The organism is Stenotrophomonas maltophilia group sp. Smal17, assembly GCF_030237045.1.
Lineage (GTDB): Bacteria > Pseudomonadota > Gammaproteobacteria > Xanthomonadales > Xanthomonadaceae > Stenotrophomonas > Stenotrophomonas forensis.
In genome coordinates this window covers 1-15052 of record NZ_JASJSU010000051.1, presented here as the reverse complement: position 1 = coordinate 15052, position 15052 = coordinate 1, and the positions used below count along the sequence as shown (strand labels likewise).

13 protein-coding genes and 1 tRNA gene are annotated in these 15052 nt (G+C 66.0%); 2 read left to right on the top strand and 12 right to left on the bottom strand.

Annotated elements, in window-relative coordinates; genetic code table 11:
* The first annotated feature begins 46 nt into the window (after positions 1-46).
* On the top strand, positions 47-2377 hold the full coding sequence (locus tag QRO93_RS13850) for a TonB-dependent receptor (RefSeq protein WP_180879784.1): 2331 nt from the start codon (positions 47-49) through the stop codon (positions 2375-2377).
* A gap of 29 nt (positions 2378-2406) precedes the next feature.
* Positions 2407-2946, top strand: a complete 540-nt coding sequence (locus tag QRO93_RS13845; RefSeq protein WP_238581865.1) for a DUF4189 domain-containing protein — start codon at positions 2407-2409, stop codon at positions 2944-2946.
* A gap of 90 nt (positions 2947-3036) precedes the next feature.
* Here the strand turns inward: QRO93_RS13845 and QRO93_RS13840 are convergent.
* The 12 genes from QRO93_RS13840 to folP form a co-directional block, all read right to left on the bottom strand.
* A tRNA-Ser gene (locus QRO93_RS13840) sits at positions 3037-3129 on the bottom strand.
* A 78-nt stretch (positions 3130-3207) separates the two neighbouring features.
* Complete coding sequence (csrA, locus tag QRO93_RS13835) at positions 3208-3411, bottom strand: carbon storage regulator CsrA (RefSeq protein WP_006432031.1); 204 nt, start codon at positions 3409-3411, stop codon at positions 3208-3210.
* A 146-nt stretch (positions 3412-3557) separates the two neighbouring features.
* Positions 3558-6206: an alanine--tRNA ligase gene (alaS, locus tag QRO93_RS13830; RefSeq protein WP_180879786.1), complete on the bottom strand. Its 2649-nt coding sequence runs from the start codon at positions 6204-6206 to the stop codon at positions 3558-3560.
* A 109-nt stretch (positions 6207-6315) separates the two neighbouring features.
* Positions 6316-6807: a recombination regulator RecX gene (recX, locus tag QRO93_RS13825; RefSeq protein ID WP_053449353.1), complete on the bottom strand. Its 492-nt coding sequence runs from the start codon at positions 6805-6807 to the stop codon at positions 6316-6318.
* A gap of 110 nt (positions 6808-6917) precedes the next feature.
* Positions 6918-7955, bottom strand: a complete 1038-nt coding sequence (gene recA, locus QRO93_RS13820; protein ID WP_053449352.1) for a recombinase RecA — start codon at positions 7953-7955, stop codon at positions 6918-6920.
* A gap of 204 nt (positions 7956-8159) precedes the next feature.
* A complete protein-coding gene (lexA, locus tag QRO93_RS13815) occupies positions 8160-8795 on the bottom strand; it encodes a transcriptional repressor LexA (RefSeq protein ID WP_180879788.1) in 636 nt (211 codons plus the stop codon).
* Positions 8796-9008: 213 nt separating this feature from the next.
* Positions 9009-10691, bottom strand: a complete 1683-nt coding sequence (gene ubiB / locus QRO93_RS13810) for a 2-polyprenylphenol 6-hydroxylase (RefSeq protein WP_164085909.1) — start codon at positions 10689-10691, stop codon at positions 9009-9011.
* A 34-nt stretch (positions 10692-10725) separates the two neighbouring features.
* Entirely contained in the window at positions 10726-11220 is a 495-nt protein-coding gene (locus QRO93_RS13805) for a CinA family protein (RefSeq protein ID WP_053451280.1), read from the bottom strand.
* Positions 11221-11342: 122 nt separating this feature from the next.
* Positions 11343-12653, bottom strand: a complete 1311-nt coding sequence (gene hflX / locus QRO93_RS13800) for a ribosome rescue GTPase HflX (RefSeq protein WP_049457707.1) — start codon at positions 12651-12653, stop codon at positions 11343-11345.
* Positions 12654-12667: 14 nt separating this feature from the next.
* Positions 12668-12943 (bottom strand): RNA chaperone Hfq, encoded by a 276-nt coding sequence (gene hfq / locus QRO93_RS13795; RefSeq protein WP_004152891.1) that lies wholly within the window; start codon positions 12941-12943, stop codon positions 12668-12670.
* 96 nt (positions 12944-13039) lie between these two features.
* A complete protein-coding gene (gene miaA / locus QRO93_RS13790) occupies positions 13040-13993 on the bottom strand; it encodes a tRNA (adenosine(37)-N6)-dimethylallyltransferase MiaA (RefSeq protein WP_164085889.1) in 954 nt (317 codons plus the stop codon).
* The gene (gene folP, locus QRO93_RS13785; protein WP_180879790.1) at positions 13993-14889 is read right to left on the bottom strand and encodes a dihydropteroate synthase; all 897 of its coding nucleotides are present in this window, start codon (positions 14887-14889) and stop codon (positions 13993-13995) included. The genes miaA and folP overlap by 1 nt, the downstream gene beginning before the upstream one ends.
* Positions 14890-15052: the final 163 nt, after the last annotated feature.

Below are 15052 nucleotides of genomic sequence, written 5' to 3'. Positions count from 1 at the left end.
AAATAGTTACGTTATAACATTTCACACTATTTTCACGGAGCGTGTCATGCGTCGCCATCTGCTTGCTGCCGCCATTCTGTTCGCCGTCCACACCGCCCACGCCGCGGACGAACCCACCCTTCCCACGCTTCAGGTCGAGGCCTCGAAGCCCTCGCGAATCGACAGCCGGGTCACCGTCGACAATCCACAGGCGCAGAACCGCACCCTCGGCGGCCTGCTCGAGCATGTCTCCGGCGTGCAGAACAGTGCGTTCGGACCGAACGCGGGCGCCCCGGTCATCCGCAGTCTCAGCGGCAACCGGGTTCAGATCCTGCAGGATGGCCAGTCCATCCTTGGCATGAATGCGATCAGCGGTGACATCAACATTCCCTTCGATCCACTGTTCGTGCGCAGTGTCACCGTCAACAAGTCCTCCGACACGGTGCGCTATGGCGGCAATGCGATCGGCGGCAGTGTGGAGATCGACTCGGGCCTGATCTCGCGCAGCATGGAAGACAAGGACCAGTCGATGGAACTGGTCCTGCGCAAGGGCTTCAACGCCGCCGATGCGCAGGGCTTCCGCATGAACTTCAACAACCAGCGCAACATCTCCACCAACCTGCAGGTCTCGCGCCAGCGCATTTCCCACTACGACATCCCCGGCAACAGCAAGGCCAGCGTCTGCAACACCCGCCTGTTCCCCGCCACCGGCGGCGTCAACTCGGCGCTGGCCGACAGCTGCCAGAAGGAAGCGCGCGTCCAGCAGATCTACAACAAGGCCTCGCAGCCCTATATCGACCAGTTCATGACCGAGAACCCGGACTGGGCCGACGGTGACTTCTCCTTCTATACCAACAACCCGACCTCGGTCTGGCAGCGCCGCACCTACATCAACCCGGTCAACCCGGCCTATGTGCCCGGCACGCCCTCGTATGTGCAGAAGCAGATCAACAATGACGTGACCCCCGACTATCACCACCGGTTGGGCAACAGCTACTCACGCAATTCGCAGGTGGCCGCCGGCTCGACCCTGTTCTTCGACCGCGGCTACGTCGGTGTCAGCATCGATGCCAAGGACAGCGAATACGGCGTACCCGGCTTCTCGATGCAGAACCTGTCATTCGGCTCGAACTACGCCGATGGCCTGCCGGTGGGCGTGGTGATCAAGCAGCAGCGCTACGCGCTGGAAGCACTGCTGCGCGATCCGCTGCCCTACTTCGAGCGTGCCGAACTGCGTGTCTCCAAGCTGGACAACACCTCGGGCGAACGACTCGGCGCGTCCAAGGCCAACGACTACGACTTCGAAAGCATCCAGGCCGAGCTGCTGCTCAGCCACCAGCGCGTCGGCCCGCTCAGCGGCATGCTCGGCCTCAGCCACCAGTCGCGTGATGTCACCGGCAGCGGCTCGCTGCGCTACCTGCCCGATGTCGATACCCGCAGCAATGCAGTGTTCCTGAAAGAGACGCTGGACTTCGGCTGGGCCACCTTCGATGCCGGCGTCCGCCATGAGCGTGTCGACCACACGCTGCAGCCCAGCCGCTTCAAGACCGCGCGCAATGCTGCCAACACGAAACTGCAGGACCGCGACTACCGGCTCAACAGCTACAGCCTCGGCTCGTACGTCGAGCTCGGCCCCTTGTTTGCCGCCAAGGTGCGCTACTCGTCCTCGCAGCGCGCACCGGAGATCAACGAGCTGTATGCCAGCAACGCGCACTATTCGGTGATGACCCAGGAGGAAGGCAACCAGAACCTGGAGCCAGAGCGCGCAAAGAACCTGGAGCTGACCGGCCTGTTCCACCTCGGCGGCTTCGAGCTGTCGGCCACCGCGTACCGGATGAAGTACCAGAACTACCTCTACCTTGGCTACTCGGGCCTGCAGACCGCCAACCGCCTGCCGCTGAAGTACTGGAAGCAGACCGACACCACGGTGAAGGGCTTCGAGATCGACGCTTCACAGGCGCTGGATCTCGGCCGCTATGGCACGTTGAATGTCTCGGCCTTTGCCGACCTGGTGAAGAACAAGGCCGACCACCCGGACGCGCTGCGCGCCCACAATGATGGCGAGTACCTGCCGAACATGCCGACCAACCGCTACGGCGCCAACCTGCAGTGGCAGCGCCAGGGCTGGAAGGCGCAGCTATCCAGTACCTACTACGGCACGCAGAAGTACCTCGGCCGCAATGTCAGCGAGGAAATTCCGCTGGACGCGTTCAACCTGGTCGACCTGCAGGTCAGCCGCGAACTGCCGGTGCGCAACAGCTACATCGCCGGCATGGAAGTGTTCGTCAACGGCAGCAACCTGCTCAACGAGGAAGCGCGCCCGCACAACTCGCCGTTGAAGTACATCGCCCCGCTGCCGGGGCGTGGCTTCCAGGTGGGTGTGACGGTCAGGCTCTGAGCCCGGGCGGAAGGAGAAGCGGCCTGCGGGTGGATTACCTGCAGGCACCCGGCACGGCGACGCGCCGGGTTGCGTCGCGAACCCGGGTTGATCCACCATCCGTCGAAAAGGAGATGGCGATGAACTGGAAGCAAGCGATTTCCCTTGGGGTGTTGTTGACCATCACCTCGGGGGCAGGTGCCGCATCTGCGATCACCTACGACAAGGATGGCCGCTACGGCTACTCGATGAACCAGCATTCCCTTACCACCGCGATGCAGCAGTCGCTGCACTACTGCGCGCTGCAATCGCGCAATTGTGGCCAGTCTGCCAGCACGACCAGCGAAGGCTATTCGGCCATCGCGACGGGCACGGTTGCGTTGGGCTTTGCACTGGGTGAGAAGACTGCGGACGCCGCGCAGCGCAAGGCCGAAAGAATGTGCAGGGAGCGCGCCAACGACTGCACGCTTGCCTTGTTGTGGCGCGAAACCCCACCGCGTGATCTCGAGCCGCCACAGCGTCCTGCTGCCGCCGCTCCGGCACCTGCAACGACGCCTGCTGCAGTACCTGCCATCCGTAGCGATCACTAAGGACAGGCAGCCCCGCGCAGGCTGCACCTTCGAACACCGGACAAAGAAAAACGCCTGCAGATCGAGGATCTGCAGGCGCTTCTTTGTATCTGGCGGAGTGAGAGGGATTCGAACCCTCGATAGAGCTTTTGACCCTATACTCCCTTAGCAGGGGAGCCCCTTCGGCCACTCGGGCATCACTCCGGGGTATTCACCGCGTCTGGTGCGTTGCACCTCAGCGGGGCGTGAATCATAACGTTAATCGAGTGCGAAGGTAAAGCGTTATTCGGCAGAATTTTCGCTACCGGCGCCACCGGCTTCGTCACCGCGCTGGATGCGCTGATAGATCTCTTCGCGATGCACAGCGACGTCCTTCGGCGCGGTGATGCCGATACGCACCTGGTTACCCTTGACGCCAAGCACGGTGACGCTCACCGAGTCACCGATCATCAGGGTTTCGCCGACGCGGCGAGTCAGGATCAACATTTTTGCAAGTCTCCATGGAACCGTGTGGAAGGGTATCCCCCACCGGCTTGACGCTCCGTCAAGAAGCGCTACCACGACAAAGGGAAAAGATTCGCAATGGTACCGTCAGCCGTCCCGCTCCTACAAGGAGGGGGACGGCGGGTTCATCACAGGCGGGGGCTGACCCATTCGACAACTGCAGCCAGCGCAGTGGCAAGGGCGGGCCCGTCCTCGCCACCACCCTGGGCGAGGTCCGGGCGTCCGCCGCCCTTGCCCCCGATCTGACCGGCGATATGGGACAACAGTTCCCCGGCCTTGACCTTGCCCATTGCGCTGCCGTTCACACCCGCAACCAGGGCCGCCTTGCCGTCCTGGGCGCCGGCCAGCACGATCACCGCGTCGCCCAGCTGCTGCTTCAGGCGGTCCATGGCGTCACGCAGGGACTTGGCGTCGAAGCCTTCCAGGCGGGCGGCCAGCACCTTCACACCGGCGACCTCAACGGCCTGGCCGGACAGGTCGGCGGTGGCACCGGCCGCGACCTTGGCCTTCACGGCTTCCAGCTCGCGCTCCAGCTGCTTCTGGCGCTGGCCGAGGGCGCGGATCTTCTCGACCACGTCACCGGCGCTGCCACCGAGCAGCTCGGCGGCTTCAGCCAGGCGTGCCTCTTCGGCGTCCACGTAGTCCAGGGCGCCCTGGCCGGTGACCGCCTCGATGCGGCGCACGCCGGCGGAGACACCGCCCTCGGAGGTGATCTTGAACAGGCCGATATCGCCGGTACGGTTGACGTGGGTACCACCACACAGCTCGGTGGAATAGTCACCCATCTTCAGCACGCGCACGTGCTCACCGTACTTCTCGCCGAACAGGGCCATCGCGCCGAAGTCCAGCGCCTCCTGCATGGCCATGGTGTGCACTTCGGCGGCATTGTTGGCGCGCACCTGCTGGTTGACCTTGCGCTCGATCACCGCCAGCTCATCAGCGCTGATCGGCTGGAAGTGCGAGAAGTCGAAACGCAGGCGGTCCGGCGCGACCAGCGAGCCCTTCTGCTGCACATGGGTGCCCAGCACTTCGCGCAGGGCGGCGTGCAGCAGGTGGGTCGCCGAGTGGTTGAGGATGGTGGCGCCGCGACGCTCGCCGTCAACCTGGCCGGACAGCACGTCGCCAACCTTCAGGCCACCTTCGGACAGCGTGCCGACGTGGCCATGGAACTGGCCAGCGAACTTCTGGGTGTCTTCCACCGCCAGGCGCACGCCGTTGCCGGTCAGCACGCCGGTGTCGCCGACCTGGCCGCCGGATTCGGCGTAGAACGGGGTCTGGTTGGTGATGACGATGACCGCATCACCGGCATCGGCCGACTGCACCGGACGACCGTCCTTGAGCAGCGCCAGCACGGTCAGGCCATCGGCCTGCAGGCGGTCATAGCCCAGGAACGCGGTCGGGCTGAGGGTGGCTACCAGCTCCGCCGGCAGGGTCACGCCGCCGCCGAACTTGCCGGCCGCACGCGCGGTCTCGCGCTGCTGCTCCATCGCGGCATCGAAGCCGGCGATGTCGACGGTCAGGTCACGCTCGCGGGCGATGTCCTGGGTCAGGTCGAGCGGGAAACCGTAGGTGTCGTACAGGCGGAAGGCGTCAACGCCCGGGATCACGCCATTGCTGGCTTTGCCAGCCACGTCCTCGAAGATCTTCATGCCGGCGTCGAGGGTTTCAGCGAAACGCTCTTCCTCGGCCTGCAGCGCACGGGTAACGGTGTCCACCGCCGCCGGCAGTTCCGGATAGGCCTCGCCCATCTGTTCGACCAGGGTCGGCACCAGCTTGCTGAAGAACGGCTGGCGCACGCCCAGCATCCAGCCATGGCGCAGGGCGCGGCGGATGATACGGCGCAGCACGTAGCCGCGGCCTTCATTGGAGGGCAGCACGCCGTCGACGATCAGGAACGAACAGGCGCGGATGTGATCGGCGATCACGCGCAGCGACTTGTTCTCCAGGTCGGCGGTGCCGGTCAGCTCCGACGCCTTGCGGATCAGCGCCTGGAACAGGTCGATCTCATAGTTGGTATGCACGTGCTGCAGGATCGCCGCCAGGCGCTCCAGGCCCATGCCGGTATCCACGCACGGCGCCGGCAGCGGCACCAGGGTGCCGTCGGGCTGGCGGTCGAACTGCATGAACACCAGGTTCCAGATTTCGATGAAGCGGTCACCGTCCTCATCCGGGGAGCCCGGGGGGCCGCCGGCGATATGGTCGCCGTGGTCGTAGAAGATCTCGGTGCACGGGCCGCACGGACCCGTGTCGGCCATCTGCCAGAAGTTGTCCGAGGCGAACGGCGCGCCCTTGTTGTCACCGATGCGCACGATGCGCTCTTCCGGAATGCCGACCATGTCGCGCCACAGCGCGTAAGCCTCGTCGTCGGTCTGGTAGACGGTGACCAGCAGGCGCTCGGCCGGCAGCTTCCAGACCTGGGTCAGCAGCTCCCAGGCCCAGGCAATCGCGTCCTTCTTGAAGTAGTCGCCGAACGACCAGTTGCCCAGCATTTCGAAGAAGGTGTGGTGGCGTGCGGTGTAACCCACCTGGTCGAGGTCGTTGTGCTTGCCGCCCGCCCGCAGGCAGCGCTGGACGTCGGCCGCGCGCACGTAGCTGCGCTTCTCCGCGCCAAGGAACACGTCCTTGAACTGCACCATGCCGGAGTTGGTGAACAGCAGGGTCGGATCGTTGCCCGGCACCAGCGGCGCCGACGGCACGATGGTGTGGCCTTTGCCCTTGAAGAATTCAAGGAAATCGCTGCGGATCTGGGAGGTCGTGAATTTGGCGGATGCGTTCATTGAGGGCTGGCAGTCTGCGGGCCGGCGGACCCGGACCACCGGCCACATTGGCCAGGGTCGCAAGGGACCGCCGAAAACCTAAAGGGTATCAGGCCCGGCGCCGCCAGTCTCAGTCATCCGGGTCGTAGCGGGTCGCGCGGCGGATGCTGTCGCCGTCAAAGCCACGTCTGGCCAACAGATCGGCGGCCTTGCGCCGCTGCGTCAGGTCCTGCGGGCCAGCCTCGCCGAAGCGGCGGCGGACCAGGTCACGGGCGTTTTCCTGCCAGTCGCCCTCATAGCTGTCCATCGCCGCCGCAATCGCAGCACTGTCCAGCCCATGGGTGCCCAGCTCGGCGCGGACATGGATCGGCCCGTAGCCGGTGTTGGCGCGCATCCGCACCAGGTTCTCGGCAAAACGGCTGTCGTCCTGCCAGCCCGCCTCGGTCAGCTTGGCCACGGCAGCCTGCGCGGCTTCGTCTTCGATGCCACGGGCGGTCAGCTTGCGGGTCAGCTCCCTGCGCGAATGCTCACGGCGGACCAGCAGGCCCAGCGCGCGTTGCACGGGCGTCTGCTCACGTGGCCGGCGCTTGCGGCCGGTGGGAATATCGTCGGAGTCGGACATCGGTGCTCCAAGGGTGGCGCCGTCCGTGGCGCCCTGCCCATCCCTGGGCGATTCGAACCTGCGAGGCAGGGCGACGTCACTGACGGCGCCGCCCTGCCCCACAGCAAGCCTTACTCGTCGTCGCCGTCGTCGTCGCCTTCCTCGCGGGCGGCTTCAGTCGGCTGGAACTTCTCGCGCAGCTCGGCTTCGAGCTTGGCGGCGACGGTCGGGTTGTCACGCAGGTAACCGCGGGCGTTGTCCTTGCCCTGGCCGATGCGTTCCTCACCGTAGCTGTACCAGGCGCCGGCCTTCTCGACCAACTTGGCCTCCACGCCCATGTCGATCAGTTCGCCTTCGCGGCTGATGCCCTCGCCGTACAGGATCTCGGTGATGACCTGCTTGAACGGCGGTGCCAGCTTGTTCTTGACGACCTTGATCTTGGTCTGGTTGCCGATGATCTCGTCGCCCTTCTTGATCGCGCCGATGCGGCGGATGTCCAGGCGGACCGAGGCATAGAACTTCAGTGCGTTGCCGCCGGTGGTGGTTTCCGGGCTCTGGCCCGGCATCATCACGCCGATCTTCATGCGCAGCTGGTTGATGAAGATCACCAGCGTGTTGGAGCGCTTGATGTTGCCGGTCAGCTTGCGCAGCGCCTGGCTCATCAGGCGGGCCTGCAGGCCCGGCAGCTGGTCGCCCATCTCGCCTTCGATTTCGGCCTTCGGGGTCAGCGCGGCGACCGAGTCGATCACCAGGATGTCCACCGAGCCCGAACGGACCAGCATGTCGGCGATTTCCAACGCCTGCTCACCGGTATCCGGCTGCGACAGCAGCAGGTCATCCACGTTCACGCCCAGCTTGCCGGCGTAGATCGGGTCCAGTGCATGCTCGGCGTCGATGAAGGCCGCCGTGCCGCCCAGCTTCTGGCATTCGGCGATGGCCTGCAGGGTCAGAGTGGTCTTGCCCGAGGATTCCGGCCCGTAGATCTCAACGACACGGCCCTTCGGCAGGCCACCAATGCCCAGTGCGATGTCGAGCATCAGCGAACCGGTCGGGATGGCTTCGACGGGCTCGACCACGCGGTCGCCCATGCGCATCACCGAGCCCTTGCCGAACTGCTTCTCGATCTGGCCCAGAGCTGCAGCGAGGGCGCGCTTCTTGTTCTCGTCCATCGGTTGGGTCCTTGCAGAGGTGATGTCGTTGGAGGTGCTGTCTTTGGGGGTCTTCTTTGCCATGGGCTCACTTTAAGTCGGACGTATCGCACAGGCTGAGATTCTGCCCGGCGCTCTGAAAAGAATTATCGGACATCCGTACCAACCTCAGTGGAACCAGAGAATCGCCACAAAAGACCGCGGGGAAATGCAATGCGGAACGGGTCAACGGTTGGGGCGCAGCAGGCCGCAATAGAGGCCTTCGATCGCAAAGTCCTGATCCGGCAGCACTTCAATCGGCCTGTAATCGGGGTTGCGCGGCAGCAGGCGGATGCGGTCCTTGGCGATCTTCAGCAGCTTGACCGTGATCTCGTCATCGATGCGGGCTACCACGATCTGCCCGGAATGGGCGTCACGGGTACGGTGCACGCCGATCAGGTCACCGTCGAAGATGCCCTCGTCGATCATCGAATCGCCCTGCACCTTCAGCAGGTAGTCCGGCGCCGGCGAGAAGAACACGCGGTCCAGCACCACGAAATCGTCCGAGCCGATATCGGCACCGATCGGCAGGCCGGCCGCCACCCGGCCCAGCACCGGCAGACGCAGCACGCTGTCGGGCAGGCTCGGCTCGGCCAGCTTCTCGACCGGCGGGGCCTGCACCAGGCGGATCCCGCGGGCCTGGCCTGGGATGCGGCGGATCGCGCCGGCCTGCTCCAGGGCTTCCAGGTGGTACTGGGCCGCGCGCACGCCCTTGAAGCCGAACGCACGTGCGATTTCAGTCTGCGACGGCGGCGCGCCTTCGCTCTCGATACGCTCGGCGATCAACTGCAGGATCGCCTGCTGGGTGTCGGTCAGGTCCATGGTTAGTAGTATTACTACTAACGTTCAGATCTGCAAGTGCCGGGTGCGACACGGGGTGACGCCTACCTGCGGGGCCGAGGCGTGGTCGGCAATCGTCGCCGGGCATGGCCCGGCTGGCAAAGGCACAAGCAAGTGCAGCCGACTAACAGTCGGCTCTACAGGAATCGCTGCGCGATTCCGCGGTTCCGGCGGGAACCGCTGCGGTAAACACACTCACGTGTGTTTACCGCTTCTCCATATCGAAAACAGGATCCAGACGCCGCAGAAACCGGCGCCGATGAAGCCGCACACGCCCAGCGCCAGCAGCCAGCGGCTGGAGACGCCGCCCACGCTGTGCATCACGATCGACGAGCCGATGATCAGGGCGGCGGTAACGATGCCCATCACCAGCCGGTTCGCCGCGCGGTTCACCTGTTCGCCGAAACCCTGCAATGCCGTGGTTTCTACCTTCAGCTGGAGGCGGCCACGGCGGGCGGCCTGCACCAGCTTGCGCAGGTCGCGCGGCAGTTCGCCGGCAAAATCCACCAGCCCCAGCAAGCTGCGCCGGCCGCGCTTGAGCAGCGCCTTTGGCGCATAGCGCTGCAACACCACCCGCTCCAGGAATGGGCGCGCGGCGCTGGCCATGTCGAAATCCGGATCCAGCTGGCGGCCCATGCCTTCCAGGGTCAGGAACGCCTTGATCATCAGCGCCAGGTCGGCCGGCAGGGTCAGGCTGTAGCTGCGCAGCAACTGGGTGATGTCGCCCAGCATCAGCCCGATGCGCAGGTCCTTCAACGGCACACCGCGGTACTGGTCGACGAACTGGCTGATGTCATGCTGCAGCCGGTTCTCATCCACCTCCACCCCACCGGCCCAGTCCAGCAGCACGTCGGCCACGCTCTGCGGGTCCTGCTCGACCAGCCCGTGCAGCAACTGTGCGACCTGGAAGCGACGCACTTCCGACAGCGCGCCGACCATGCCGAAATCGATCACGCCGATGCGCCCGTCGCGCAGGTAGATGATGTTGCCGGGGTGCGGGTCGGCGTGGAAGCTGCCGTCCTCCAGCACCATCTTCAACACGATGTCGGCGCCGCGCCGTGCCAGTTCGCGCCGGTCCAGGCCAGCCGCGTCGACACCCGCCAGGTCCCGTCCGGGAATCCCGTCAACGAAGTCCTGCACGTTCAGGCTCTCGCAGGTCCACTGCCAGTGCACGCTGGGAATCAGGATGTCGCCGCGGCCCTTGAAATTGCGCGCGATGCGCTCGGCGTTGCGGCATTCGGCGGCGAAATCCAGCTCGCGGCGCAGTGACACGGTGAACTGCTGCACCACCTCGGCCGGACGATAGCGGCGCAGGTCCGGCAGGCGGGCTTCGACGATCTCGGCCAGGCGTGCCAGCAGCCGCAGGTCGGCCTCGACCACATCGCGGATGCCGGGGCGACGCACCTTCAACACCACCTCGCGACCGTCATGCAGGCGCGCACGATGGGCCTGCGCCAGCGAGGCGGCGGCCATCGGGGTTTCATCAAGGAAAGCGAATACCTCCGTGGGCGACGCGCCAAGGTCGGCCTCGAGCTGCTCGCGGATGTCCGCGTACGGCAACGCCGGCACTGCGTTCTGCAGTTCGGAGAGCTCGGCGATCCATTCCGGAGGCAGCAGGTCGACACGGGTCGCCAGCACCTGGCCGAGCTTGACGAAGGTCGGGCCGAGATCCTGCATCGCGCTGCGCACGCGCACCGGCGCGGTCATCCGCAGCAGTTCCTGCCGCTCCTCGTTCCAGTGCAGCAGGCGCCCTGCCCGTTCAAGCGTCGTGGCCAGGCCGATGCGCCGCACCACGTCGCCGAAGCCATAACGGATCAGGACAACGGCAATTTCCTGCAGTCGGCCCAGGTCACGGACTGTGCCCAGCGTTTCCCACATCATGCGTGCTCCGGACGATTACCGGAGCAGCATGTCACAGCTGGGCGTCGATACCGCGCAATGCCGCCGCTACGGTTTGCCGGCGGATGGCTTCGCGGTCACCCCCGAACTGGAACAGCTCGGCGCGGGCGTAACCGCCACGGCGCTTCCAGCCGATCCAGACGCTGCCGACCGGCTTGTCCGGGCTGCCGCCGCCGGGGCCGGCGATCCCGGTCACCGCCACCGCAATGCCGGCACCGGAATTGACCAGGGCACCGGAGACCATTTCCAGCACCGTCTCGCGGCTGACCGCACCGAACTGCTCCAGGGTCTGCGCGCGCACGCCGAGCAGGCGCTGCTTGGCTTCATAGCTGTAGACCACCATGCCGCAGTCGAAGAACGCCGACGACCCGGCGATATCGGTCATGCACTTGGCGATCCAGCCACCGCTGCAGCTTTCAGCGGTCACCAGCTGCAGCGAGGCCTGCTGCAGGCGCTGCCCTAGCGCGGCGGACTGGGCGTTGAGATCGGCGTCGGTCGGGATGGACATCGGCATGACGGTGGGGTGAAGAACCTGCACGTTGTACCGCAGATGACAGGTTGATGTCGCGGGCCGGCGGCACGGTTGCGCTGCCGGCCAGCGGCCGGCACTACCGGGCCTTGGTCGCTACCTCACCACTCCGGCAGCTTTTCCGGCAACAGGGCGCGGATCGGCGCGCCGTCGGCACTGGCAGCCAGCTTCTCGGCTTCGGCGATCGGCAGGTCCACCTGCAGCAGCCAGCCCTCTTCATCGGCCTGCTCGCTGCGGATCACTTCCAGCTGATGCAGGCGCGCGCGCAGGCGTCCGGCGTCCGGCGGCAGGCGCAGTTCACCGGTCACGTGCTGCAGGCCCAGGCGCTTGCCCAGCACTGCCTGCAGCAGGTCCAGGCCCCGCCCGTCACGCGCGGAAATCCATACCCGCTCGCGTCGCGATTCATCAGGAATACCGTCCTGGCCATCGTGACGGACGTCGGCACCGTCGATGCGGTCGATCTTGTTGAACACCAGCAGCTGCGGCAGATCGCCAGCGCCGACTGCGGTCAGCACCTCGTCGACCTGGGCGATGCGCTCCTCGCGATGCGGATCGGCAGCGTCGACCACGTGCAGCAGGAAGTCAGCTTCGCGCGCCTCAGACAGGGTCGAGCGGAACGCGGCAACCAGGTCATGCGGCAGATCGCGGACAAAGCCGACGGTGTCAGCCAGCACCACGTTGCCGCCAGGGACCGCAATGCGGCGCACGGTCGGGTCCAGCGTGGCAAACAGCTGGTCGGCGGCGTAGGCCTCGGCACCGGTCATGGCATTGAACAGGGTCGACTTGCCGGCGTTGGTGTAGCCCACCAGGGCCACACGCGGCAGTTCGCTGCGCACGCGCGCACGGCGCATCTGGGTGCGCTGCACTTCCACCTTCTCCAAGCGCTTCTGCAGCTGCTCCACCCGCTTCTGCAACAGGCGGCGGTCAGTTTCCAGCTGGGTTTCACCCGGGCCACGCAGGCCGATCGAGCCGCCGCGCTGGCGCTCAAGGTGGGTCCAGCCGCGCACCAGCCGCGTGGCCAGGTGGCGCAGCTGCGCCAGCTCGACCTGCAGCTTGCCTTCGTGGCTGTGCGCACGCTGGGCAAAGATGTCCAGGATCAGGCCGGTCCGGTCGATCACCCGGCGCTCGAGGAAGCGTTCCAGGTTGCGCTCCTGGCCCGGGCTCAACGCATGGTTGACCAGGATCAGGTCGGCGCCGCTGGCATCGGCCGCCGCCTTAATCTCGTCCAGCTTGCCGCTGCCGATCAGGGTCGACGGATTGGGACGGTCCAGACGCGCGGTGATCGTCGCGGCGATGCTGGCCCCAGCCGAGCGGGCCAGATCACCGAACTCTTCCAGCACATCATCTTCCAGCTTGCCGAAATGCGGCTGGATCAACAGGGCGTGTTCGCCCTTTTTCGAGCGGTCAAACATTCACCGCTCCGGTATTACTCGTCTGCTTCATCACCTGCCTGACCACCTTCACCCGATTGCACGTAACCACCGCCCGGACCGACCTTCACATTGCGTGCCGGGACGACCGTGGAAATGGCGTGCTTGTAGACCATCTGGCTGACCGTGTTGCGCAGCAGGACCACGAACTGGTCGAACGACTCGATCGTGCCCTGCAGCTTGATGCCGTTCACCAGGTACACCGAAACCGGCACGCGTTCGCGCCGCAGTGCATTCAAGAAAGGATCCTGCAGCGATTGCCCCTTGGACATTGCACACTCCTGATTATTGTTCTTATTGGGTTGCCGACGGTTGCCACGGCCCCCGAGCCGCCCGCCGTCCAATGATGTTACACGGCTGGCGGGGGTTCAGCGTGCGACGAAGGTCGACACCGCGCCGGCCAGGCGCTCGTTGTCGATATGGGGGTCGAACCAGCGCGCATCAAGTTCGCCACGCAGCCAGGTCAGCTGGCGCTTGGCCAGCTGGCGGGTGGCGAAGATCGCCTTGTCACGGAAACGGGCGGCATCCCCCTCCCCGTCCAGGTATTCCCAGGCCTGGCGGTAGCCGACTGCACGTACCGCAGGCAGGTCCAGGGGCGCCTGCACCGTGGCCATTTCCGGCATCGCGCGCAGTGCCCGCACCTCGTCGAGGAAGCCCTGTGCCAGCATGAGATCGAAGCGGGCCTCGATGCGCTGGTGCAGGACCGCGCGGTCACGCGGGGCCAGGATCAGCTTGAGGGTTCGCACCGGCAACGGCGCCACGCCCGGCCGGCGCTGCCATTCCGAGATGGGGGTACCGGTCAGGCGATAGACCTCCAGCGCCCGCTGGATGCGTTGCGGGTCGGTGGCATGGATGCGGGCAGCCGCGGCCGGATCGACCTTGGCCAGCTCGGCATGCAGCGCCGCCCAGCCACGCTCGGCCGCTTCGGCACTGAGCATTTCGCGCATTGCCGGGTCGGCTTCGGGCATCGGCGACAAGCCCTGCAGCAGGGCGCGGAAGTACAGGCCGGTGCCACCAGCCAGGATCGGCGTTTTGCCGCGCCCCACGATATCGGCCACGACACGGCCGGCATCGGCGGCAAACTCGGCCGCCGAATAGGTCTGCCAGGGCTCGCGCAGGTCCAGCAGGTGATGCGGGGCCTGCGCGCGTTCGGCGGCATCGGGCTTGGCCGAACCGATGTCCAGGTGCCGGTACACCAGCGCCGAATCGACACTGACGATCTCGCCATCCAGCTGCCGGGCCAGGGCAATGGCCGTGGCCGTCTTGCCACTGGCCGTCGGCCCCATCACGGCGATCGCCAATGGCCGCCGGTCGATGCCCATCAGTCTTCGTCCGGCCAGCGGAGGGTCGGCGTGGCGTCGGCGCGCGGTGCCGGCACGGCGTCGACCGCCTGCCAGATCTTCAGCGCATCGACAGTGGCGGCCACGTCATGCACGCGCACGATGCTCGCGCCGCGCTGCACCGCGATCAGGTGGGCAGCCACCGAAGCCGCCACCCGTTCCGACGGTGTGTCGCGACCGGTCAGTTCACCGAGACTGCGCTTGCGCGACAGCCCGGCCAGCATCGGCACACCCAGTTCCAGGAAGCGCTCCGAGCGCGCCAGCAGGGTCATGTTGTGCGCGGTGGTCTTGCCGAAACCGAAGCCGAGATCGACCAGCAGGTTCTTCTTGGGAATGCCGGCCATTTCCGCAGCGAACAGGCGCTGCACGAGGAACCCGTGCACCTCGGCGACCACGTCGTCGTAATGCGGATCGGCCTGCATATGACCCGGCTCGCCCTGCATGTGCATCAGTACCACCGGCACGCCCGCCTCGGCAGCGGCATCGAGTGCGCCGTCCTGGCGCAGGCCGAAGATGTCGTTGATCATGCCGGCACCGGCGGCCACCGCCGCGCGCATCACCTCCGGCTTGAAGGTGTCGATGCTGATCGGCACCGTGGTGCGGGCGGCCAGCTGCTCGATTACCGGAATCACACGTCGCAGTTCTTCCTCGATCGATACCGGGGCAGCACCCGGGCGGGTGGATTCGCCACCGACGTCGAGCAGATCGGCGCCTTCCTCGACCAGCTTCAGGCCATGTGCGACCGCAGCCTCGGTGCTGTCGTGCGCGCCGCCGTCGGAGAACGAGTCCGGGGTGACGTTGACGATGCCCATGACCCGGACACGGTCGAGGCGCAGGATGCGGCCGGCGCAATCGAGCTGGGGCGAGGTATCGAACATGGGCAATCCTGCTGGGACAACGGCGGGTAGTTTAGTTCGGCAGGGCGGCGCCCTGCACCCGCAGAGGCCAGAGCGACAGCAACAGCCGGAGCAACAGCAGGTCTACTGAGGAATGGCGGGGTGGGTCCGGTTGCGGGGGTCGCTGCAAGTACGTCCATGTAAG